This is a genomic window from Pseudomonas sp. (assembly GCF_041601375.1).
In the GTDB taxonomy this organism is placed as follows: domain Bacteria; phylum Pseudomonadota; class Gammaproteobacteria; order Pseudomonadales; family Pseudomonadaceae; genus Aquipseudomonas.
In genome coordinates, this window is sequence record NZ_JBFIIG010000061.1 from 1 (window position 1) to 22,202 (window position 22,202).

The window sequence follows — 22,202 nt, forward strand, 5'->3', positions numbered from 1 at the left end:
CGAGCAGTCCAACCTGCTCGGGGTCAACGCCTCGATCGAGGCGGTCAAGGCCGGTGAAACCGGCAAGGGTTTTTCGGTGGTGGCGCAGGAGGTCAAGGCCCTGGCCGAGCAGTCGAAGCAGGCCACCGCGCAGGTGCGCGGGATCCTCGGCGAAATCCAGAAGGCCATGACCCGGGCGGTGCTGCTGGCCGAGCAGGGTGGCAAGACGGTGGAGGCCGGTTACCAGCGTGCGCAGGCCAGCGGCGAGGCGATCCGCAGCCTCAGCGGCAGCATCGAGACGTCCAGCGAGATGGCCCTGCAGATCGCCGCCACCAGCCAGCAACAGCTGATCGGCATGGACCAGGTCGCCAGCGCCATGGCCAATATCCGCCAGGCCAGCCAGGACAATGTCGGCGGTACCCGCCAGGTCGATCTGGCAGCGCGCAACCTGCACCAACTGGGCCTCAAACTCAAGGGCCTGGCCGCCCGCTTCAAGCTGTGAGTGCACCATGAGCCTGGATCGCAAAGCGTTGCAACTACAACTGCTGGCCAGTTTTCGCGTGGAGGCGGACGAGCGTCTCGGCGTGCTTGCCGATGGCCTGGCCAACTGGCGCGAGGAGGGCGCCAGCGACGAATCCGTCGAGTCGCTGTTCCGTGAGGTGCACAGCCTCAAAGGCGCCGCGCGGGCGGCTGGTCTGCTGCCGATCGAGCAGCTTTGCCATGCCTGGGAGAGTCTGCTCAGCGCAGTGCGTGGCGGCACCCTGGAGCTGACCCAGGAGCGGGTAGAGCTGTGCCGCTATGCCTTGCGCGTGGTGCAGAACCTGCACGCCGGCCAGTCCGTGGGCGCTGAAGAGCAGGCACAGCTGGTCGAGGATCTGGAAGCGGGCGCCCGCGGTGCGGCGGTCAGCCTGCCCGAGCATGTGCCGGCCATCCCTGCGGCGGCTGCCGAGCCTGGTACGGTACGGGTTTCGGCGCGGCGGCTGGATGCACTGTTGTTTCACAGCGAGGCCCTGTTGCAGCACAAGCTCGAGGCCCGTGCGCATGCCCGTCTGCTCGGCGAACATCGCGCAGCCTGCGAACCGCAGCGCGCTCACCGACTGCTCGTCGGCGGAACCCTGCAACGGTTGCGCGAAAGTGCCCAAGCGCTGCCCGCGGCGAGTCAGGATGCGCTCAAGGCATTGCTCGATCATCTGGATTGGAGTCAGGCGCAGCTGGATCGTCTGCACTTCGAGGCGATCCATCTGGAAAAAGCCGGCAAGCATCTGTCGCAGGGCCTGGCCCAGCTCTCCGAGTCTCTCGCCGAGGAACTGCAGGGCGTGCTCCTGTTGGCCGGCAGCAGCCTGGTGGACGGCCTGCCGGCGATGGTTCAGGACCTGGCCAGCCAGGCCGGCAAGCGGGTGACGCTGCAGGTGCGCGGCACCAACCTGCAAGTCGACAAACGCATTCTCGACGAACTGCGCACGCCGCTCACCCACCTGCTGCGCAATGCCGTCGATCATGGCCTGGAAAGCCCGGGGCAGCGCGCTGCCTGTGGCAAGTCCGAGGTCGGCCTGATCCAGCTGGAGCTGATCCAGGAGTCGGCGGACCGTTTCGAACTGCGGGTGCAGGACGATGGCCATGGCCTCGATCTGGCGCAACTCAAGGCCAAGGCGGTGAGCGCTGGCTTGCTGAGCGAGGAACAGGCCCGGGACCTGAGCGCAGCGGAGGCCGGCAAGTTGATTTTCGCCTCGGGGCTGTCGACCAGTGCGCTGCTCACCGACCTGTCCGGCCGCGGTTTGGGCATGGCCATCGTCCAGGAGTCGGTCGAGCGCATCGGCGGGCGCATCGAGCTGGAGTCCGAGCCCGGCCAGGGCACCTGCTTCCACCTGCATCTGCCGCTCAACCTGTCGACCTTTCGCGCGGTCATCGTGCGCCATGCCGAGCGTACCTTTGCCGTGCCGGCGCTGGCGGTGGAGCGCTGCCTGCGCCTGCCGGTCGACGCCGTGAAGAACCAGGAAAACCGCCCAACCCTGGTATTCGAGGGAGAGGTGCTGCCCGTCTGGTCGCTCGCCGATGTGCTCGGTCTCACCCCCCTGGCGCGCGGCGAGGGCAATCTGACCCTGTTGTTGCTCAAGGTGCGTGGCGAACGTTTCGTCCTGCTGGTCGAGGAGCTGCTCGGCGACCAGGAGATCACCGTCAAGAACCTCGGCCGCCAGTTGCTGCGGGTGCGCAACCTGCTCGGTGCGACCGTGCTCGGCGACGGCCAGTTGGTGCCTATCCTGCATCCGGGCGACCTCTACCGTAGCGCGCTGGCCACTACCGCCAGCACCCTGGTTCAGGCGGCGGAGGGTCCGGACGTGCGCAGCCAGCGGCTGCTGATCGCCGAAGACTCGTTCACCTCGCGCGGCCTGCTCAAGGCTATTCTAGAAGGCGCCGGCTATCAGGTGGCCACGGCGAACGACGGCCTGGAAGCCTGGAATGCCCTGAAACAGGGGCCTTTCGATCTGCTGGTGTCCGATGTGGAGATGCCGCGCATGGATGGTTTCAGCCTGACCAGCCGCATTCGCGCCGACCGCGAGCTGACGCAACTGCCGGTGGTGCTGGTGACGGCGCTGCATTCGGCCGAAGACCGCGCCCGCGGCCTGGAGGCGGGTGCCAACGCCTACCTGGTGAAAAGCGGTTTCGAGCAGGACAGCCTGCTCGACGCCATTCGCCGATTGATCTGAGTGAGGACCACGACCATGCGTGTATTGATCGTCGACGATTCGCCGGTACTGCGCGTGCTGCTGCGCGCGGTGCTCGAGGGTGCCGGTTACGAGGTGCGCGCCGCCGACAATGGCGAGCAGGCCCTGGATATGTTGAAGACCTACACCCCGGACATAGTGACCATGGATGTGCATATGCCGGGCCTCGACGGCTATGAGACGACCGCACGCCTGCTCGAACTCTATGCCTTGCCGGTGGTGGTGCTGACCGCCAGCGCCAATGTGCGCGACTCGGTAACCGCCATGCGCGCCTTGGCCGCCGGTGCCCTGGCGGTGCTGGAAAAGCCCCGGGGCCTGGATGCGGCGGATTTCGACGAACGCATCGATGAACTGCTGCGCACCCTGCGCAGCATGGCGCAGGTGAAAATAGTCCGGCGTTTCCGACCGAGCGCCGCCGGTACCGCGGCGCAGCCGGCAGCGCTGCCCGGGCGGGTCGCTCAGGCGGTCGCCGATGCGCCGCAGTTGGTCGCCATCGCCGCCTCGGCCGGCGGCCCAGCGGCACTCAAGGCCCTGCTGCAGAATCTGCAGCCGGGGCAGCCCTGGGCACTGATTCTGGTGCAGCACATCGCCGCCGGCTTTCTGCCGAGCTTCTGTCACTGGCTGGCAAGTACGGCGGCACTGCCGGTAGAGATCGCCGAGGACGCGCAGACGCTGCTGCCCGGCAGGCTCTACCTGGCGCCGGATGGCTTGCAAACCGGGGTGAGTGCGGCCTTGCGCGTGCGTCTGGAGGCCGCTCGGGCGGAGCAGACGCTATGCCCCTCGGCCGACCACCTGTTCCATTCCGTCGCCTGTGCGTTCGGCAAGCAGGCCATCGGCATCCAGCTCTCCGGCATGGGCCGCGACGGTGCCGAGGGGCTGGCCGAGCTGCGCCGGATGGGCGGCTTTACCCTGGTGCAGGAGCCTGTCAGTGCGGTGATCGACTCGATGCCACGAGCCGCCATCGATCTGCAGGCCGCCTGTCTGGTGCTGCCGCCGGAAGGTCTTGCTGCCGTGCTTAACTCGATTGCGTTGCAGATTGCTACACCGAATGTCGTGAGAAGAGGGAACGAGCCATGTACGCCACCGCCGAAATCCTGATCGTCGAGGACAGCCCGACCCAGGCCACCGAATTGCAGTACCTGCTCGAAGCGGCAGGCTGCAAGGTGCGTGTGGCGCGCAACGGCGTGGAGGCACTGGCAACGGTCGCGGAGCGCCAGCCGACCATCGTCATCAGCGATATCGTCATGCCCGAAATGGACGGCTATGAACTCTGTCGGCAGCTCAAGAACGATGCGCTGACTGCGGGCATTCCGGTGATCCTGGTCACCCGCCTGGCCGATGCGCGGGATGTGGTGCGTGGCCTGGCCTGTGGTGCGGACAATTTCATCGTCAAGCCCTATGACGAGAAGTACCTGCTGTCGCGAATTCGCTACTTTCTGGTCAATCTCGAATTGCGCAGCCATGAGCGGGTGCAGATCGGCGTGGAGGTGATGCTCGAGGGCGAGCGGCACTTCATCACCGCCAGCCGTCAGCAGATTCTCGACTTGCTGATTTCCACCTACGAGCAGGGCGTGCGCCTCAACCACGAGTTGCAGAGCAAGCATGACGAGCTGGCGCGCAGTAACTCGCTGCTCAACTGCCTGTTTCATTTCACCAGCGGCCTGACCGACGCCAATACCGAAGTGCATGTCATCGATGCGGCCCTGCGCCGCATTCTCGAGTTCCCCGAGGCGATCGGTGCCTGGTTGTTGCTGACCGATACGCACACTGCCGACGAGCCGGTGCGGCTAGCCGGGGCGCGTGGACGGGGCGCGCCATACAGCATCGAGCGTCTGCAAGGCTGTGTCGCCAATTGCCCGTGCCTGCATGCCTGGTTCAGCGACCGGTTGAATACCCCGAGCAACATCGCCGGCTGCCCGGCGCTGGCCGAGCTGGGCGGGGAGCACGCCCATGCCAGCATTCCGCTGCTGCTCGGCGGCGAGATCATCGGCATGCTCAACGTGGTCCGCCGGCATGGCCAGAGCTGGCCCGAGGAATGGCTCAACGCCCTGGCCTCGATCGGTCGACAACTGGCCATGGCCGTGGGCCGCGCCCGTCTGTTCGAGAGCATGGAGCAACTGGTGGAACAGCGCACGCTGGCGCTGGGGCAGAGCGAGGCGCTGTTGCGCAAGATTCTCGACAGCCTGCCGGTCGGCGTATTGGTCGCCGATCGCAGTGGCCAACTGATCATGAGCAACCCCGAGAGCAGCCTGATCTGGGGCCGGACGTTGCCGGGCGAGCTGGCCGATTCCAGCCAGTATCAGGGGGTCTGGGCGGAAACCGGCGAGGCGGTGCAGGCCGATGACTGGCCGATGGCGCGTGCGGTGCTGCACGGCGAGGCCTCGCGCAACCAGGTAATCGATATCGAGACCTTCGATGGGGCGAGCAAGACCACGCTTAACTCGGCGGTGCCGTTCCTCGATGATCAGGGCGTGTTGCAGGGCGCCATCGCGGTGATCCAGGACGTCAGCGAGCAGCGTCGGCGTGACCTGGAGATCCGTATCCGCACCCGCGTGGTGGAGGCCAGCGTCAATGCCATCATCATCACCGACAACGAACAGGCGGATCAGCCGATCGTCTACGTCAACCCGGCCTTCGAGCGCATCACCGGCTACCGCAGCGAGGACGTACTGGGGCGCAATTGCCGCTTCCTGCAGGGCGAGGAGCAGGACCAGGCGGCGCTGGACGCTATCCGCCGGGCGCTGCGCGACCAGGAGGAGGGCGGGGCGATCCTGCGCAACTACCGCAAGGACGGCTCGGCCTTCTGGAACGACCTCAGGGTCGCGCCGGTGGTCAACGACCGCGGCAAGGTCAGCCACTTCGTCGGCATCCTCCACGACATCACCGAGGCCAAGCGCTACCAGGAGGAACTGGAACACCAGGCCAACCACGACAGCCTCACCGGATTGCCCAACCGCAACCTGCTCAACGACCGGATCCACCAGGCCATTGCCTTCGCCAGTCGCAACCAGAGTCAGTTCTCCCTGGCCCTCATGGACCTGGACCATTTCAAGGTGGTCAACGATAGTCTCGGGCACAACGCCGGCGACCAGTTGCTGGTGCAGATGGCCAAGCGCCTGCAGGGCAATGCTCGGGAAGTCGACACAGTGGCGCGCCTGGGCGGCGACGAATTCGTCATCCTGCTGGCCGACAACGGCCCGTTCGCGGGGCGCATCGGTTGGTTGGAGCGGCTCAAGGAGCTGATTGCCGCGCCGCTGATGCTGGACGATCAGGAGCTGGTGGTCAGTTGCAGCATCGGTTTCTGCTGCTTTCCCGACGACGGCAGGGATGTCGGTACCCTGCTGCGCAATGCCGACACCGCCATGTACCAGGCCAAGCATCAGGGGCGCAACCGCATCTGCGCCTTCACCCCGCAGATGAACACGCAGATGCAGCGCCGCCTGTCGCTGGAACGGGAAATTCGCCATGCCCTGCACAACGACGAGTTTTGCCTGGTCTTCCAGCCGCAGCTGGATCTGCAGAGTGGGCGCCTGTGTGGGTTCGAGGCGTTGGTGCGTTGGCAGCGCAAGGGCAGGTCGGTGGCGCCCGACGAGTTCATTCCCCTGGCCGAGGAAACCGGGCAGATCGTCGGCATCGACTTCCATGTCTTCGACGCCGCCTGTCGCCAGCTGCAGGCCTGGAAGGAGGCGATGCAGGGCCAGAGCATGTCGGTCAACTTCTCCGCCATCAGCTTCATGGAGCACGACTTCATCGAGCGGGTGCAGCAGATCGTCGATCGGCACGGCGTTGCCCCCGGGCGGCTCAAGCTGGAAGTGACCGAATCGATGCTGATGACCAACACCGACGAGGTGCTGGCCAAGATGCAGGCGCTCAGTGCCCTGGGCATTCGTTTTTCGATCGATGATTTCGGCACCGGGTACTCGTCGCTCGGCTACCTGAAGCGCTTTCCCTTCAGCGAACTGAAGATCGATCGCAGCTTCGTGACCGATGTCCATCTGGATCCGGACAGCGCCTCGCTGGCCCGCTCGATGATATCCATCGGCCATAACCTGGGCCTCAAGGTGATCGCCGAGGGCGTGGAAACGCCAGAGCAACTCGGCTTCCTGCGCCGCGCCGGCTGCGACGAATTGCAGGGCTACTACTATTCGCCGCCGCTGCCGCCGGCGGCCTGTCTGGAATTTCTGCAGACGGGTTCGGTCCTGCGCCTACCCGTCGATATCCTCGAAGGCCGTGAGCAGTGCCTGCTGCTGATCGACGACGACCCCGGCATCCTCAACGCCTTGCAGCGCGAGTTGCGCCTGGAGAACTACCGGATACTCACCGCCGGCAGTTGCGCCGAGGCTCTGCCGTTGCTGGCGACCCATGCAGTGGATGTGGTGCTGACCGACATGCGCCTGGCCGACACGAGCGGTCTGGGTTTCCTGCGGCAGATCAAGGGCCTCTACCCGGATATCATCCGCATGGTGCTGAGCGGCTCCAGCGAGGTCCACAGCATCCTCAAGGCGGTCAACGAGGGGGTGATCTACCGATTCCTCACCAAGCCCTGGTCGGCCGACGATCTGCGCGGCCAGTTGCGCGAAGCCTTCCGCCAGCGCCAACTGGAGCAGGAGAACCAGCGGCTGCGTGAGCAGGTGCTGGGACGCTAGCAGGTGTGTGAACGCTACTGCACGGATATGCGCTGAGTCCTCAGGCGCGCATCTGACCCCTGCGGCGGCGAGCCAGGCCGCGGGTCAATCGCGCTGCTTGCGGTTGACGGTTTGCGCGGCTTTTAGCACGTCGCTGCCGATCTGGGCCTCGAACTGCTGCCACACCGGGCGCATGGCTTGGCGCCAGGCATCGCGTTGTGCCTCGCTCAGCACGGTCACCTGGCTGCTGCCAGACGCTTCGATGCGTTGGCGGTCCGCCTGGTTGGCAGCCTCCGCCTGACGATTCACCTCATAGGTCACCTCGTCGATGATGCCTTCCAGTTCGCTGCGGATCCGATGGGGAATCGCGTACCAGAAGCGTGGATTGCTCACCAGCATGTAGTCGAGCACGCCGTGATTGGTTTCAGTGATATACGGCTGAACGCTGTGCAATCGCTTGCTGTAGATGTTCGACCAGGGGTTTTCCGCGCCCTGCACCTTGGCGCTCTTCAGTGCGTCGAAGACTTCGGCAAAAGGCAGTACCTGCGCGCTGGCATGCAGCTGCTGGAACTGAGCCTGGAGCACGCTGGAGGGTTGAATACGAAAACTCAAGCCTGCCGCATCGCCTGGCACCAGCAACGCCTTGCTCGCCGACAACTGCTTCATGCCATTGTGCCAATAGGCCAGGCCGACGATGTCGTGATCCTCCATGGCGCGCAGCAGTTGGCGGCCCTTGGCGCGTTTCTGGAAGCGGTTGACCGCGCTGAGGTCGTCGAACAGGAAGGGCAGATCGAAGACCTGCAGTTGCTGGGTGTATTTCTCGAATTTGGCCAGTGAGGGCGCCAGCAGTTGCACCTCGCCATTGCGCAGCGCCTGCAGCTCGTTGGCGTCGCCATACAGCGAGGAGTTGGGATAGACCTCGACCTCGACCTGACCGCCCAGGCGTTCTTCTACCAGTCGTTTGAACAGCAGGGCGCCCTGACCCTTGGGCGTGGTGTCAGCGACCACATGGGCGAACTTGATCCGGATGGGGCTTTGCGTTTGCGCGCCGTAGGCGCTGGCAGAGGTTAGCGCCAGGGCGCAGGCGGCCATGGCGAAGATCGACTTGAACATCGGGCTGTCCTTTCTTGTTATTGATCGGGCTGCACCCTACAGGTGCGTGCCTGCGAGGCATCCATGCTCAGAGCGACGGTTGGCGAGCCGCCAAGCGCTCGCCCTGTATCGCAATGCCTGTGCCAACCGCGCGGTTGTCGCGCAGCCCTGGCATTGTCGGCGCGAGCCAGTGATCCAGTTCGCATGGGCTGGCGGTTTTTCGCCTTTTCGGCGTGCGGATGGGCGGCTATTCGCCGATTTTGCAGCAAGCGAGAGTTCCTTTAGCGTCTCTCACGTGACCACCGGTCGAACATCCCGCACCGATGGCAGCTATACCAGTTATTACAACCGGTGCAGCGCGAGTTGCTCTCATCGCAGGAGTCAGTATGTCAAAAGTAGCCATAGTTACCGGTGCCTCACGGGGTATTGGCGCCACCATCGCCAAGCGCCTGGCCGCCGATGGCATCAGTGTGGTGGTCAACTACACCGTACGCCCCGCGGGCGCCGAGGCGGTGGTACGCGACATCGTCGGCGCGGGTGGTGAGGCCTATGCAGTTCTGGCCGACATCAGCGATTCGGTGGCGGTCGAAGCCTTGTTCGACCAGGCGCAGATGAAGTTCGGCGGTATCGATATCCTGATCAACAACGCCGGGGTCATCCAGTCCGGCCTGGTCAGCCTGGCCGACAGCGACGATGCGCTGTACCAGAAGATCTTCGCGATCAACACCAAGGGCACCTTCAATACCCTGCGTCTGGCGGCCAGGCACCTGCGTGACGGTGGGCGCATCGTCAATTTCTCCACCAGCGTGGTCGACCTGGCGCTGCCGGGTTACTCCGTGTATGCCGCATCCAAGGCCGCGGTGGAGAGTTTCACCGCGATCTTCGCCAAGGAGCTGCGTGGGCGGAATATCTGCGTCAACGCGATCGCCCCTGGCCCCACCGCGACCGAGCTGTTTCTCAGCGGTAAAACCAGCGAGCAGATCGAGCGCCTGGCCAAGCAGCCGCCGCTGCAGCGTCTGGGCACGCCCGAGGACATCGCCAGTGTCGTGGCCTTTCTGGTCAGCGAACAGGGTGGCTGGGTCAACGGCCAGACGCTGCGGGTCAATGGCGGCATCGTCTAGGCGTCTGCTATCCCCTGGCTTTGCCAATGGCGCGCCACGCCACGAACAGGATGAACGCGAACAGCAGGGTGACGCTCAACAGCGTCCAACTGCTGAAGGGGACGCCGAGGATGGCGTAGTCGTTTTGCCCACAAACGCCGGCGCTCATGAATACCCCGGGCAGGTATTCATGCAAGGGGAGGTAGAAGGCATAGAAGGGGAAGGGTGAGCAGCTGAAGCTTTCCATGATGCCGGTCTCGATCAGCACCAGATGGCTATTGTCGAATACCGCCATAAACCCCGCCGCCAGCAACAACGGCCAGAGTACCAGGGTCAACCAGCGTTGCCCGGCAGCCTCCGCGGCGATTATCAGCAGGCTGAACGCACCGCCCAACAGCAGCCACAAACGAATCTGCACGCACAGTGTGCAGGGTTCCCAGCCGAACAGATGCTGCATGAGCAAGGCCCCGCCAAGCATGGCGAAACAGGCGAGGGTAATGATCGAGAGCAGTGGAATAAGGGATTTCTGGCGGGTCATGGGAAATTCCGTGGGAGCGGGTAATGGCCTGAAGCAATTGCCGAGTCGTGGCGCTACCGAGAGCGATAACGCTTGTCGCAGTGCGCGCTATGGTGCCGGCTGTAACCATAGCGTGCAATCGAGCAGGTGGCGCAAAAGATGCTGGCCAGCCTGGGCGATTTTTTAAAAAAAAGCCCCACGGCAAGGAGCAACTGCCGTGGGGCGGGAAGGGGTTGGCGTGGCCAACCTGGGGGAGAGATTCGAGCTTAGGCGCTAGGCTGCCAACCACCGCCAAGGGCCTTGTAGATGGCGACTATGCCGCGGTACAGCTCGACTTCGGCCAGGGCCTGGGCGTCTTCGGCGGCCAGGCGTTCGCGTTCGGCGTCGAGCAGCACCAGGAAGTCCACTTCGCCTTCGCGATAGCGCACCCGGGCTTGCTCGGCGGCGGCGCGGCTGGCTTCGGCTTGGCGCAGCAGGGCGAGCAGGCGTTGCTGGTTGTTGGCGTAATCGCTGAAGGCGTTGGCCGATTCCTCCAATGCCAGCAGCACCTGTTGCTCATAGTTGGCCAGGGCGCCGTCCGCTTCGGCTTCGGCGCCGCGCAAACGGGCGCGCACGCTGCCCAGGTCGAACGCCGCCCAGGTAATGCTCGGACCTACGCTCCAGGCGCGGGCGGCCGCCGAACCCAGCTGCGAGCCGCGCCCGGCGGTAAAGCCGAGGAAGCCGCTGAGGCTGACCCGCGGAAACAGGTCCGCCGTGGCCACGCCGATGCTCGCGGTGGCCGCCGCCAGTTGGCGTTCGGCGGCATGTACGTCGGGCCTGCGCCGCAGCAGTTCGGCCGGGTCGCCGATCGGCAGGGCCTTGGCGATGGCCGGCAATGGCCGGGCGGACAGATCCAGGTCGAGTTGTTCCGGACGCAGGCCGAGCAGGGTGGCGATGCGGTGTTTGGCCCGCTGTTGCTGCGCCTGCAGTTGCGGCAGGCTGGCGGCGGTGCCGGCCAGTCGGGCATCGGCGCGCAGCACATCCAGTTCGCTGCCGACCCCGGCCTCGCGCAGTTGCTCGGTGATGGCGCGCGATTCCTGCTGGTTTTCCAGGTTCTGCGTGGCGATGCGCTCGCGCAGCTGGGCGCCGCGCAGGTTGCCGTAGGCGTCCACCAACTCGGCGATCAGGCTGACCTGCAACTGGTAGTAGTCGGCTTCGGCCACCTCGATCTGCGCGTCGCTGGCTTGCAGTTGACGCTGGATACGGCCGAACAGGTCCAGTTCCCAGGCCATGTCCAGACCCAGGTCGTAGCGCTCGCTCTTTACTCGTTGCTCGCTGGTGCCGGGCTGCTGGGCCTTGCCGATCTCGCTGCTGGCGCGGCTGGTGAGGGTCGGCAGGCGGTCATTGGCGACATCGTCACGAATGGCGCGGGCGGCGCGCAGGCGGGCGAAGGCCACGCGCAGCTGGCGGTTGCCGTCGAGGGACTGCTGCACCAGCTGGTTCAGGGTCGGGTCGTCGAACTGCTGCCACCAGAGCGCTTCGAAGTGCGAGCGGTCGTAGTCGCCGGCTTCGGCGGCGCTCAGTTGCGCCGGCGCGGTTGCCGGCGTCTGGTAGTCGGGGCCGACGGCGCAGGCCGTGAGTGTCAAGACGGACGCCAGGGCCAGCAGGGCGGGAGCTAGTGTTTTCATGCCTGCACCTCCTGCAGACGCGCGGCTTTCTTGGCTTGACCGTTCTCCACGAAGGCGCGGATCAGCACGTAGAACACCGGGGTCAGCAGCAGGCCGAAGAAGGTCACCCCGAGCATGCCGCTGAACACCGCCACGCCCATGGCATGGCGCATTTCCGCGCCGGCGCCGGAGGACAGCACCAGCGGTACTACGCCCATGATGAAGGCGAAGCTGGTCATCAGGATCGGCCGCAAGCGCAGGCGGCAGGCTTCCAGCACCGCGGCGACGCGGTCCATGCCTTCTTCCTGTTTTTCCTTGGCGAACTCGACGATCAGGATGGCGTTCTTACAGGCCAATCCCACCAGTACGATCAGGCCGATCTGGGTGAAGATATTGTTGTCGCCGCCGGACAGGATCACCCCGGTAATCGCCGACAGCAGGGTCATGGGCACGATCAGGATCACCGCCAGCGGCAGGCTCCAGCTCTCGTACTGCGCGGCCAGTACCAGGAAGGCCAGCAGTACGCAGAGCGGGAAGACGAACATGGCGGTGTTGCCGGCGAGGATCTGCTGATAGGTCAGCTCGGTCCATTCGAAGCTCATGCCGTTGGGCAGTTCCTCTTCGAGCAGCCGGGCCATTGCCGCCTCGGCCTGGCCTGAGCTGTAGCCCGGTGCCGCGGCGCCGTTGATCTCGGCGGTGAGGAAGCCGTTGTAGTGCATCACCCGATCCGGCCCCGAACTATCGCTTACCTTGACGAAGGTCGACAGCGGCACCATCTCGCCACGGTTGTTGCGCACCTTGAGTTGGCCGATCTGCTCGGCTTCCAGGCGGAACTGCTGCTCGGCCTGCACATTGACCTGATAGGTGCGGCCAAAACGGTTGAAGTCGTTGGCGTAGAGCGAGCCCAGGTAGATCTGCATGGTGTCGAAGATGTCGTCGATGGCCACGCCGTGGGTCTTGGCTTTCTCGCGGTCGATGGCGGCGTCGATCTGCGGCACGTTGACCTGGTAGCTGGTGAACAGCCCGGCCAGCTCCGGCACCTTCTGGCTTTTGAGGATGATGTTCTGGGTTTCCTTGTACAGCGCCTCGTAGCCCAGGTTGCCGCGATCCTGCACCTGCACGCGGAAGCCGCCGATGGTGCCCAGGCCCATCACCGGTGGTGGCGGGAAGATCGCGATAAAGGCTTCCTGAATTGCGCCGAACTGGCCGTTTAGTTCGCCGGCAATGGCATCGGCGGACATGCTGGCATCCTTGCGCTGGCCGAAGTCCTTGAGGGTGACGAAGACGATGCCGCTGTTCGGGCTGTTGGTGAAGCCGTTGATCGACAGGCCGGGGAAGGCCACGGTGTTTTCCACGCCGGGGTGCTTGGAGGCGATTTCCGACATGCGCTTGATCACGTCTTCGCTACGGTCGAGGGTCGCGGCGTCCGGCAACTGGGCGAAGGCCACCAGGTATTGCTTGTCCTGGGGCGGCACGAAGCCGGTCGGGGTGGTCGAGAAACCCAGGTAGGTCAGGCCCATCAGCCCGGCGTAGATCAGCACGGCGATGCCACTGCCACGCAGGATGCGCCGCACCGCGCCGACATAGCCGTTACTGGCGCGGCTGAAGGCGCGGTTGAAAGGGGCGAACAACCAGGCGCCGAACAGCCGGTCGAGCAGTTTGGAGAAACGGTCCTTGGGCGCGTCGTGGCTTTTCAGCAGTACCGCGGCCAGGGCAGGGGACAGGGTTAGCGAGTTGAATGCCGAGATCACCGTCGAGATGGCGATGGTCAGCGCGAACTGTTGATAGAACTGCCCGCTCAGGCCGGAGATGAAGGCGGTCGGCACGAACACCGCGCAGAGCACCAGCGCGGTGGCGATGATCGGCCCGGTGACTTCCTTCATCGCCTGCTTGGTGGCTTCCACCGGGGTCTTGCCCAGACCGATATTACGCTCGACGTTCTCCACCACGACGATGGCGTCGTCGACCACGATGCCGATCGCCAGCACCAGGCCGAACAGCGACAGGGCGTTGAGCGAGAAGCCGAACATGTGCATCACGGCGAAGGTGCCGATCAGCGACACCGGCACGGCAACCAGCGGGATGATCGAGGCGCGCCAGGTCTGCAGGAACAGGATCACCACCAGCACCACCAGCACTATGGCTTCGAGCAGGGTGTGAACCACCGCCTCGATGGAACCGCGGACGAAGATGGTCGGGTCGTAGACGATGGAGTACTCGACGCCTTCCGGGAAGCTTTGCTGCAACTCGGCCATGCGTTCGCGCACCGCATCGGAGATGGCGATGGCGTTGGAACCGGGACGCTGGAAGATCGGGATGGCCACCGCCGGCTGGTTGTTCAGCAGCGAACGCAGCGCATATTGGCTGGAGCCCAGTTCGATGCGGGCGATGTCGCGCAGGCGGGTGATTTCGCCGTCCTCGCCGGCGCGAATGATGATGTTCTCGAACTCCTCCTCGCTGACCAGGCGGCCCTGGGTGTTGATCGACAACTGGAAGCTGTTGCCGGCATCGGCCGGCGGCGCACCGAGGGAGCCGGCGGCGACCTGGCGGTTCTGCTCGCGAATCGCGGCGACCACATCGCTGGCGGTGAGGTTACGCGAGGCCACCTTGTTCGGGTCGAGCCAGACACGCAGCGAGTAGTCACCGAGGCCGAACAGCTGCACATCGCCGATGCCTTCCAGGCGCGCCAGCTCGTCCTTGATATTCAAGGCGGCGTAGTTGGACAGGTAGAGCATGTCGTAACGCTCATCCGGCGAGATCAGGTGCACCACCATGGTCAGGTCGGGCGAGGCCTTGTCCACGGTCACGCCGAGGCGCTGCACTTCGGTGGGCAGGGTCGGCATGCTGCGGGTCACGCGGTTCTGCACCTGCACCTGGGCGGTGTCCAGATCGGTGCCCAGGGCGAAGGTGATGGTCAGGGTCATGCTGCCGTCGGCGGTGGCCTGGGACGACATATAGAGCATGCCCTCGACGCCGGTAATCGCCTGTTCCAGCGGCGAGGCGACGGTTTCGCCGATCACCTTGGGGTTGGCGCCGGGGAAGCTGGCGCGCACCACCACGGTAGGCGGCACCACCTCCGGGTATTCGCTGATCGGCAACTGGAACAGCGAGATGGCGCCGCCGATCAGGATGATCAGCGACAGCACCGCGGCGAAGATCGGCCGCCTAATAAAGAATTGCGAGAAGTTCATGGTCGTATTCTCTTAGCTACGCGGCGTCGAAGCGGCTGGCGGGTTCTTCACGGCGATCTTGGTCGGGCTGCGGCGCTCGACGGCCTGGCGCTGCCGTTCCAGGGCGGCCAGGGTCGGGGCGTCGGCCATGGGCACGCTTTGCGGCTCGACGATGGAACCGGGCATGGCGCGTTGCAGGCCGTTGACCACGATCTTCTCGCCCTTGGCCAGGCCGCTGCGGACGATGCGCAGGCCTTCCATCTTCGGTCCCAGTTCGATGGCGCGGTAATTCACGCTGTTGTCCTCGCCGAGCACCAGGACGAACTTCTTGCCCAGGTCGGTGCCCACGGCCACGTCCTGAATCAGGGTGGCGGCGTAGGTGCTGCTGCCGACCAGTTTCAAGCGCGCGTAAAGCCCGGGGGTGAACTGGCCATCGGCGTTATCGAAGACCGCGCGGCCACGGATGGTGCCGGTCTTGGGGTTGACCTGGTTGTCGAGAAAATCCAATTGACCGAGGTGCGGATGGCCGTCCTCGCTGGACAGGCCGAGGTACACCGGGCTGGCGTCGCGGGTCTGGCCGCCGGCTTTGCGCGCCAGCTCGACGTACTTGAGAAACACCCGCTCATCGGCATCGAAGTAGGCATAAACCCTGTCGGTGCTGACCAACGAGGTGAGCTGGCTTTGCCCGGCGGTGACCAGATTGCCGGCGGTGACTTCGGCGCGGCCGACGCGGCCGTCGATGGGCGCGGTGACGCGGGTGAAACTCAGGTTGAGGCGCGCATTGTCCAGTTCGGCTTGGATGCCGGCGACCACCGCCTGGGCTTCCTGGGCGGCGCTGGCGCGGGCATCGGCCAGCTCCGCGGAAATAGCATTGCTCTTGCGCAAACGCTCGCCGCGGCGGGCTTCGCTGAGGGTGCGAGTGTGGCTGGCGCGGGCCTGTTGCAGCTGGGCTTCGAGGCGCTTGACCTCGGCCTGGAACGGCCGCGGGTCGATCTGGAACAGCAGATCGCCTTCTTTCACCAGGCTGCCTTCGTCGAACGCCACCCGGTCGATGAAGCCGGAAACCCGCGGGCGGACATCCACCGATTCCGGGGCTTCCAGACGCCCGGTGAACTCATCCCACTCGTTGATCGGCTGTTCGATCACCTCGGCGACGCTGACCTGCGCCGCGGGCATCGGCTGCATCGCTTCCGGAGCCTGGCCGCAGGCGCTGAGCACCATCAGAGTTGCCAGCGCCAGGGGAAAATGCCAGAGGGTTTTCGTCGACTGATCCATGTGAGAGCCCACCATAGTAAATTTTTGATGGGCGGATTTTGCGGCGCGCTGCAGGCCGGAACGAATCGAATGCTACAAAGGTAACTATCAGCCGGAATGATGGTTGACGGGCTTGTATCGACAAGGACGGGGGTGAGCACAGTTCAGATAGCACGCATAAGCCTTGGCGCAATCCTGGGCCGCCACCGGCTTTTCCCGGATTGCGCAGGCGATTATCCAGGCTACGGATTAGCCACGTTGGTAGGTGTGCGGGCGACACCCATGCGGAGCGCTTACAGACTGTCCGGGTCGCCGCAGAACATCTGGATCCGCGAGCGCAGCCAGCGCTCGGCGGGGTCGTTGTCCTGAGCGCCGCGCCAGGCCATGGACATCTCGAAGCTTTGGGTCTCCAGGGGCAAGTCCTCGGCACGCAAGCCGCCGGCGGCGGTCAAGGCGGCGGCGGTATAGTCCGGCACCACCGAGACCAGATCGGTGCCGGCCAGCAAGGTGCCCAGGCCGTTGAACTGCGGTACCGCCAGCACCACTTTGCGGTTGCGACCCATCTTCAGCAGTTGCTCGTCGATAAAGCCGTTGAGGTCGCCGGCGAAGGACACCAGCGCATGCGGCCTGGCGCAATAGTCGTCGAGGCTCAGCGCCCCCGGCACCGAGTCGGCGCGCAGCAGCTTGGGCTTGCTGCGGCGCAGGGTCTTGCGCTTGGCGTTGGCCGGCAGCTCCTCGGTGTAGCTGACGCCCACCGAGATCTCGCCGGATGCCAGCAGGTTGGGCATCAGCAGGTAGTTGGCCCGGCGCACCACCAGCACCACCCCGGGCGCCTCGGCGCGCAGGCGCCGGAGCAGGGCGGGCAGCAGGGCGAACTCGACGTCATCCGAGAGGCCGACACGAAACACCGCGGTGCTGGTTGCCGGGTCGAAGTCGGCGGCGCGACTGACCGCGGTGGAGATCGAATCCAGCGCCGGCGAGAGCAGGGCGAAGATTTCCCCGGCGCGGGCGGTAGGTTCCATGCTGCGACCGGTACGCACGAACAGCGGGTCGTCGAACAGGTTGCGCAGGCGGGCGAGGGCGGCGCTGATCGCCGGCTGGCCGAGAAACAGTTTCTCCGCCGCGCGGGTCACGCTGCGCTCGTGCATCAGCGTCTCGAACACGATCAGCAGGTTGAGATCGAGGCGGCGTAGGTCGTTACGGTTCATCCGGTTACCATTCGAAGTGAAGCGGCCTTGATGCGATCAGGCGTGGCATGCTGCATTTTCCAGTAATGCGTTGCCAGCAATGTGTTGCTAATGTGCGCCTGCGCCGGGGAATAGTACGAGCTGTAATGCCGTTAAGGAAAGCCGGCAATCACTGCCAGGCATGACAACTATCAATGTCAGCGGGTGGTGTTGGCGAACATCAGCGGATAGAGTCCACAGTCATTGAAGTGTCAATTCGTGATCAGAGGTTGAGGTAACGATGTCCCACATGATCCGTTTCCATAAATTCGGCGACGCTGAAGTGCTTCAGCATGAAGAGTTGCCCACCCCGACACCTGGCCCAGGCGAGGTGCTGGTGCGCGTCCAGGCCGTAGGGCTGAATTGGAACGATGTTCTGTGGCGGCAGAATCTGGCCGCCGAGCAGGCCCGCTTACCCGCCGGCATGGGCAGCGAACTGGCCGGTACCATCGAGGCCCTGGGCGAGGGCGTCGACGACCTTGAAATCGGTACGCCGGTCGCCAGTTTCCCGGCCAGTACGGCCAATCGCTACCCGACCTGGGGCGATCTGGTGCTGATGCCACGCTACGCCCTGACCCGCTACCCGGAGGTGTTGTCGCCGCTGCAGGCCAGCGTGCATTACTCCGCGCTGCTGTTCGCCTATTTTGCCCTGGTCGACCTGTCCAAGTTGCAACCCGGCCAGCATGTACTGATCACCGAGGCCAGCCATTGCCTGGCCCCGCAGACCGTGCAACTGGCCAAGGCCCTGGGCGCCACGGTCATCGCCTCGACCAGCGAGGCGGGTAACCGCGAGTTCCTGCGCGGGTTGGGCGCCGACAAGGTGGTGGTCACCGAAGAGCAGGACCTGGTCCTGGAAATCGAGCGCTATACCGAGGGCAAGGGGGTCGAGGTGATCCTCGATCAGTGCGCCGGCCAGCAGATGAAGCTGCTCGGCGATGTCGCCGCGTTGCGCGGAAAGCTGATCATGTGTGGCGTCAACGGCGGCAACGACACGGCTTTTCCGGCGTGCGCCGCGTTCAAGAAGCACTTGCAGTTCTTCCGTCATTGCGTGCTCGACTTCACCGGCCTTCCCGAAATGGGCATCGAGCCCAATCAGGAGGCCGTGCAGCGTGCCTTGCAGCACATCAATCGGTTGACCGCGGATCACTTGCTCACGCCGGTCATCGACAAGGTGTTTGCCTTCGATGACTTCATCGCGGCTCACCGCTACATGGAGACCTGCCCGAATCGCGGGCGAGTGGCGCTGATTCTGCCCTGAGAGGTTGGGAAAAAGCTCCCGCCTGCTGCACCCGCCTGCCCTGGAACCGCTTCGCCTTGACGCGCGGGTCCGGGGCTGAGCAATCCCCCCGCTGCAACGCCTGCTTTCCCCCTCAGCAGCTGTCGGCTGCTGCGTCTGTAGCTCGCTTTTGAGCTGGCGACAGGGTGCTCTCGCACCCGTGCCGGCACTCCCGCCTGTCTGTCGCGATGCCGTGTGGCAATGTAGTCATTTGGACTTTATAGGGTCCCATATACCTTTTGTTGCTTGGGTTATATATACCATCGAGATCTCAAGTGATTGATATACAAGTATTTAAATGTTGGCACGATTTCTGGATTGCTAATGGTTGAGCGAATCAATCAATCGGAGCGAGCCATGAAATTGTTCAATGTGTTTTTCCTCAGTGCAGCGCTACTTGGCACTGTTGCTGTCCAGGCAGACGAGGTGATCAAGGAAACCCCCGATAACAGCGTGGGTGCGCTGTATGGCGGACTCAGCGGCGTGTTGATCGGCGGCGCCGCAGGCGGTCCACTGGGCGCGTTGGTCGGTGCGGGCATCGGCTTGTTTGCCGGGGAGGGGGTTCAGCAGGTCAGTGGTCTGAGCCAGCGCGCCTATGTGGTCAAGACCGCGCAAGGCGAGGAAGCAACCGTGCGCTCGCCGAATGCGCAGTTCAGCGCCGGCGCTCGGGTCAGTCGCCAGGCTGGCCGCTTGCAAGCAATCCACTGATGCTCAAGGCGATCCGTATCTGTCGGGCAACTTCAGCGGTTGCTTGACGCTGGTCAGTGGCCTGTCGCTGCAAAGGAGCGATCATTGTGTTTGAAGTCATGGCTGGCAATCTGGAACAAGGGGCCGAGTGTTTTGCCGCACAGCTGGCTCGCCGCGGGCGACAGGCTGCCGTTGCTGGCGCATGCTCGCGCTTGATCAATCACTGGTCACTGTTGGGCCTGGTGGTGCTCGGTTGGGTTGCCTGCATGCTGATTGAGTAAACGGACCCGGCTGCTCTCGGCCTGCTAAAGGAGTTGCATCATGCAAGTGCTTGACCGCCGCAAGGCATTGGCGATTAACCCGCTGTGGCGTCTGGGCTTTCGGCCGTTCTTCCTGGGCGGCTGCCTGTTCGCCCTGCTGGCCGTGCCGCTCTGGCTGGCAGCCTATAGTGGCTGGCTTGGCGAGTGGCAGCCGGCCGGCGGTTGGTTGGCCTGGCACCGGCATGAGCTGGTGTTCGGTTTCGCCCTGGCGATCATTGCCGGCTTTCTCTTGTCCGCGGTGCAGACCTGGACCGGCCAGCCGGGGCTGCAGGGGCGCCCGCTGACCCTCTTGGCGCTGCTCTGGTTGGCGGCGCGACTGGCCTGGCTCAGCGACCTGCCGTTGCCGGTACTGGCCGTGCTGGAACTGGCATTCCCGCTTGCGGTGGCCGCGGTCATGGGCCGCGCGCTATGGCAGGCCCGGCAAAAACGCAACTACCCGATTGTCGCTGTCTTGCTGCTGCTCACGGCTGCGGATGCCGTTGCTGTGCTTGGGCTGGCCGGCGCCAACGAGGTCCTCCAGCGTCAGGGCGTCCTGGCCGGGGTCTGGCTGGTGGCGGCGATGATGGGGCTGATCGGCGGCCGGGTGATTCCTTTCTTCACCCAGCGCGGGCTTGGGCGGGTGGAGGGCGTCAAGCCCTGGCCCTGGCTCGACCTGCTGTTGCTGCTGGGCTCGGCCCTGGTCGCCGTGCTGTATGCCGCCGGCATCGCCCTGCAGGCCAGCGCCGGGGTTGGCCTGCTGTTCGCGCTGCTCGCGGCCGGCCATCTGTTGCGTCTGGTGCGCTGGCATGATTCGGGCATGTGGCGGGTGCCGTTGCTCTGGTCGCTGCACCTGGCCTATGCCTGGCTGGGCCTGGCCTGCCTGGGCATGGCGCTGTGGCATCTCGGCCTGTTGAGCAACCCGAGTCAGCCGCTGCATGCCCTGACCGTCGGAGCCATGGGCGGCCTGATCCTGGCCATGCTCGCCCGCGTCAGCTTGGGCCATACCGGTCGCCCGCTGACGCCGCCGAGCGGGATGCCCCTGGCCTTTATCCTGCTGCAGGTGGCCAGCCTGTTTCGCGTTGGCTTGATCGAAGTCTGGCCGTTCTGGGGGCTGTGGCTGGCCGCCGGGTGCTGGAGCCTGGCCTTTGCCCTGTTCGCCTGGCGCTACGGGCCAATGCTGTGCAGTGCCCGTGTGGATGGCCATCCGGGATGAATGCGGATTACCAACTGTTGCCTTGCCTGTCGAGTAGCCGATGATGTACCCGATCCTGCTGACCCTCCATCTGTTTGCCGCGCTGATGTTCATCGGCACGGTGTTCTTCGAAGTGCTGATCCTGGAAAGCGTGCGCAAGCAGGTGCCGGCCGAGGCCATGCGCCTGATCGAGCGGGGCGTCGGTCGGCGCGCCCGGCAATTGATGCCCTGGGTGCTGCTGGCGCTGTTCGGCGCCGGACTCGGCATGCTCTGGCTGCGTTATCTGCCAGCGCTGGCCGCGCCGCTGGCGTCGTCCTTCAATACCCTGCTGACCCTGAAGCTCATGCTCGCCACCAGTGTGCTCGGGCATTTTTTCAGCGCCATGTGGCTGTTCAGGAGCAAGCGCATGAATGCGCGATCTCTGCGCATCATTCATGTCAGCCTGTTCGCGCACATGGTCGGCATCGTGCTGCTGGCCAAGGGCATGTTCTACCTGAGCTGGTGATGGTGCACGCTCTGGCGGACACCCAGACATCGCCGGCATGCCGGCGACTGATCGGCTAGGCCTGGTCGGCGACGAACAACACGTTGTTTTCCAGGTGGATGTGCAGCATCAGGTCGTCGTGCAGTTCGTTCAGCCCGCGGTACAGCGCACGCCAGGTGTTGCAGGCGTCTTCCGGCGGGGTGAGGCCGTGGGTCACGGCTTCCATCCGTTCCAGGGCCAGGCCATGGTGATCGTGCTCGAAGCGCATCACCGAGATAGGTGCACTGGCTTGTCTGGCGTAACCGCTCAGGAGCATGGGGAAGAGGATCTGTTCCTCCTTGAGCATGTGGCTCTCCAGTTCCTGCTGCATGTCGCGCAGCAGGTCGGCCAGGCCGTTCGGGCAGTCGCTGCGGTCGCCGTGGACCTGCTCCACCCGGCAGGCCAGGCGGATCAGTTCCGGCAGTTGCTCGCGGTGACGGGCGTGGTAGCGCTTGAGGATATGCTCGATCAAGCGCGCGCTGGGTTCGCTGCGCCAGTCCAGCTGCGTGCCGCCCTGGGCCTGCAGGCTGTCCAGTTCGGCGGCGACCACGTCGGGTTCGATGCCGCGCAGGGCCGCCGCCTCGCGCAGGCTCTTGTGGCCGCCGCAGCAGAAGTCGAGATTGAAGGCATGAAATACCCGGGTGGCACCGGGAATCTCGCAGGCCAGGCTGCCAAGGGGCTGGTCGAGAAGGGTAGGAGTCATGGCGATTTCCTTGTGCATCGATCAATGGGGTTGCTAGGAGCCTGTCGGACTTAACACTGTTCTACTGCGGAAAAGCCGGATTTGGTCATTTCTGCTGCTTTCCCTCGTTAAATAGCCAGCTATTCGCCTCGGAAAAGCACCAAAACTGCCTCAAACCGGACTTTCCCTCGCTACGAACGGTCAAGCCCGA

The 22,202-nt window shown here is 64.7% G+C and carries 16 protein-coding genes; 9 read left to right on the forward strand and 7 right to left on the reverse strand.

The genetic code is table 11. From position 1 onward, the window contains the following. From ABZE94_RS10490 to ABZE94_RS10505, 4 genes are all read left to right on the forward strand, one after another. The coding region (locus ABZE94_RS10490) for a methyl-accepting chemotaxis protein (protein WP_372875467.1) at window positions 1–481 on the forward strand (481 nt) is incomplete at its 5' end. A gap of 7 nt (window positions 482–488) precedes the next feature. Continuing rightward, window positions 489–2,684, forward strand: coding sequence for a response regulator (locus tag ABZE94_RS10495; protein ID WP_372875468.1), 2,196 nt, complete (start codon window positions 489–491; stop codon window positions 2,682–2,684). A 15-nt stretch (window positions 2,685–2,699) separates the two neighbouring features. Beyond that, the gene (locus ABZE94_RS10500; protein WP_372875469.1) at window positions 2,700–3,800 is read left to right on the forward strand and encodes a chemotaxis protein CheB; all 1,101 of its coding nucleotides are present in this window, start codon (window positions 2,700–2,702) and stop codon (window positions 3,798–3,800) included. Further along, the gene (locus ABZE94_RS10505; protein WP_372875470.1) at window positions 3,776–7,348 is read left to right on the forward strand and encodes an EAL domain-containing protein; all 3,573 of its coding nucleotides are present in this window, start codon (window positions 3,776–3,778) and stop codon (window positions 7,346–7,348) included. Before ABZE94_RS10500 ends, ABZE94_RS10505 begins: the two co-directional genes overlap by 25 nt. Before the next feature lie 84 nt (window positions 7,349–7,432). Here the strand turns inward: ABZE94_RS10505 and ABZE94_RS10510 are convergent, their stop codons facing one another. After that, window positions 7,433–8,440: a TRAP transporter substrate-binding protein gene (locus ABZE94_RS10510; protein ID WP_372875471.1), complete on the reverse strand. Its 1,008-nt coding sequence runs from the start codon at window positions 8,438–8,440 to the stop codon at window positions 7,433–7,435. A gap of 365 nt (window positions 8,441–8,805) precedes the next feature. Between ABZE94_RS10510 and ABZE94_RS10515 the strand changes: the two genes are divergently transcribed. Beyond that, complete coding sequence (locus ABZE94_RS10515; RefSeq protein ID WP_372875472.1) at window positions 8,806–9,540, forward strand: SDR family oxidoreductase; 735 nt, start codon at window positions 8,806–8,808, stop codon at window positions 9,538–9,540. Between the two features lie 7 nt (window positions 9,541–9,547). Here the strand turns inward: ABZE94_RS10515 and ABZE94_RS10520 are convergent, their stop codons facing one another. From ABZE94_RS10520 to ABZE94_RS10540, 5 genes are all read right to left on the reverse strand, one after another. Continuing rightward, window positions 9,548–10,057, reverse strand: coding sequence for a disulfide bond formation protein B (locus ABZE94_RS10520; protein WP_372875473.1), 510 nt, complete (start codon window positions 10,055–10,057; stop codon window positions 9,548–9,550). Between the two features lie 245 nt (window positions 10,058–10,302). Continuing rightward, on the reverse strand, window positions 10,303–11,703 hold the full coding sequence (locus ABZE94_RS10525) for an efflux transporter outer membrane subunit (protein WP_372875474.1): 1,401 nt from the start codon (window positions 11,701–11,703) through the stop codon (window positions 10,303–10,305). Continuing rightward, window positions 11,700–14,873: an efflux RND transporter permease subunit gene (locus ABZE94_RS10530; RefSeq protein ID WP_372875475.1), complete on the reverse strand. Its 3,174-nt coding sequence runs from the start codon at window positions 14,871–14,873 to the stop codon at window positions 11,700–11,702. Before ABZE94_RS10530 ends, ABZE94_RS10525 begins: the two co-directional genes overlap by 4 nt. Window positions 14,874–14,885: 12 nt before the next feature. Further along, window positions 14,886–16,127, reverse strand: a complete 1,242-nt coding sequence (mexE, locus tag ABZE94_RS10535; protein ID WP_372875476.1) for a multidrug efflux RND transporter periplasmic adaptor subunit MexE — start codon at window positions 16,125–16,127, stop codon at window positions 14,886–14,888. Between the two features lie 272 nt (window positions 16,128–16,399). Continuing rightward, on the reverse strand, window positions 16,400–17,314 hold the full coding sequence (locus ABZE94_RS10540; protein ID WP_372875477.1) for a LysR family transcriptional regulator: 915 nt from the start codon (window positions 17,312–17,314) through the stop codon (window positions 16,400–16,402). Window positions 17,315–17,573: 259 nt separating this feature from the next. Here ABZE94_RS10540 and ABZE94_RS10545 point away from each other — a divergent pair, with 259 nt between their 5' ends. From ABZE94_RS10545 to ABZE94_RS10560, 4 genes are all read left to right on the forward strand, one after another. Further along, on the forward strand, window positions 17,574–18,590 hold the full coding sequence (locus ABZE94_RS10545) for a zinc-dependent alcohol dehydrogenase family protein (RefSeq protein ID WP_372875478.1): 1,017 nt from the start codon (window positions 17,574–17,576) through the stop codon (window positions 18,588–18,590). A gap of 375 nt (window positions 18,591–18,965) precedes the next feature. Further along, complete coding sequence (locus ABZE94_RS10550) at window positions 18,966–19,316, forward strand: hypothetical protein (protein WP_372875479.1); 351 nt, start codon at window positions 18,966–18,968, stop codon at window positions 19,314–19,316. 300 nt (window positions 19,317–19,616) lie between these two features. Beyond that, on the forward strand, window positions 19,617–20,807 hold the full coding sequence (locus ABZE94_RS10555; protein ID WP_372875480.1) for an NnrS family protein: 1,191 nt from the start codon (window positions 19,617–19,619) through the stop codon (window positions 20,805–20,807). A 40-nt stretch (window positions 20,808–20,847) separates the two neighbouring features. Beyond that, the gene (locus tag ABZE94_RS10560; protein ID WP_372875481.1) at window positions 20,848–21,291 is read left to right on the forward strand and encodes a CopD family copper resistance protein; all 444 of its coding nucleotides are present in this window, start codon (window positions 20,848–20,850) and stop codon (window positions 21,289–21,291) included. A gap of 55 nt (window positions 21,292–21,346) precedes the next feature. Here ABZE94_RS10560 and ytfE read toward each other — a convergent pair whose 3' ends face one another. Beyond that, the gene (gene ytfE / locus ABZE94_RS10565) at window positions 21,347–22,012 is read right to left on the reverse strand and encodes an iron-sulfur cluster repair protein YtfE (RefSeq protein ID WP_372875482.1); all 666 of its coding nucleotides are present in this window, start codon (window positions 22,010–22,012) and stop codon (window positions 21,347–21,349) included. Window positions 22,013–22,202: the final 190 nt, after the last annotated feature.

Bases quoted from the DNA above. Each gene is read 5' to 3' on its own strand.
- mexE (WP_372875476.1), bottom strand. From the start codon at position 16,127: ATGGATCAGTCGACGAAAACCCTCTGGCATTTTCCCCTGGCGCTGGCA.
- ABZE94_RS10520 (WP_372875473.1), bottom strand. From the start codon at position 10,057: ATGACCCGCCAGAAATCCCTTATTCCACTGCTCTCGATCATTACCCTC.
- ABZE94_RS10555 (WP_372875480.1), top strand. From the start codon at position 19,617: ATGCAAGTGCTTGACCGCCGCAAGGCATTGGCGATTAACCCGCTGTGG.
- ABZE94_RS10550 (WP_372875479.1), top strand. From the start codon at position 18,966: ATGAAATTGTTCAATGTGTTTTTCCTCAGTGCAGCGCTACTTGGCACT.
- ABZE94_RS10530 (WP_372875475.1), bottom strand. From the start codon at position 14,873: ATGAACTTCTCGCAATTCTTTATTAGGCGGCCGATCTTCGCCGCGGTG.
- ABZE94_RS10495 (WP_372875468.1), top strand. From the start codon at position 489: ATGAGCCTGGATCGCAAAGCGTTGCAACTACAACTGCTGGCCAGTTTT.
- ABZE94_RS10515 (WP_372875472.1), top strand. From the start codon at position 8,806: ATGTCAAAAGTAGCCATAGTTACCGGTGCCTCACGGGGTATTGGCGCC.
- ABZE94_RS10560 (WP_372875481.1), top strand. From the start codon at position 20,848: ATGATGTACCCGATCCTGCTGACCCTCCATCTGTTTGCCGCGCTGATG.
- ABZE94_RS10500 (WP_372875469.1), top strand. From the start codon at position 2,700: ATGCGTGTATTGATCGTCGACGATTCGCCGGTACTGCGCGTGCTGCTG.
- ABZE94_RS10505 (WP_372875470.1), top strand. From the start codon at position 3,776: ATGTACGCCACCGCCGAAATCCTGATCGTCGAGGACAGCCCGACCCAG.
- ABZE94_RS10540 (WP_372875477.1), bottom strand. From the start codon at position 17,314: ATGAACCGTAACGACCTACGCCGCCTCGATCTCAACCTGCTGATCGTG.
- ABZE94_RS10545 (WP_372875478.1), top strand. From the start codon at position 17,574: ATGTCCCACATGATCCGTTTCCATAAATTCGGCGACGCTGAAGTGCTT.
- ytfE (WP_372875482.1), bottom strand. From the start codon at position 22,012: ATGACTCCTACCCTTCTCGACCAGCCCCTTGGCAGCCTGGCCTGCGAG.
- ABZE94_RS10525 (WP_372875474.1), bottom strand. From the start codon at position 11,703: ATGAAAACACTAGCTCCCGCCCTGCTGGCCCTGGCGTCCGTCTTGACA.
- ABZE94_RS10510 (WP_372875471.1), bottom strand. From the start codon at position 8,440: ATGTTCAAGTCGATCTTCGCCATGGCCGCCTGCGCCCTGGCGCTAACC.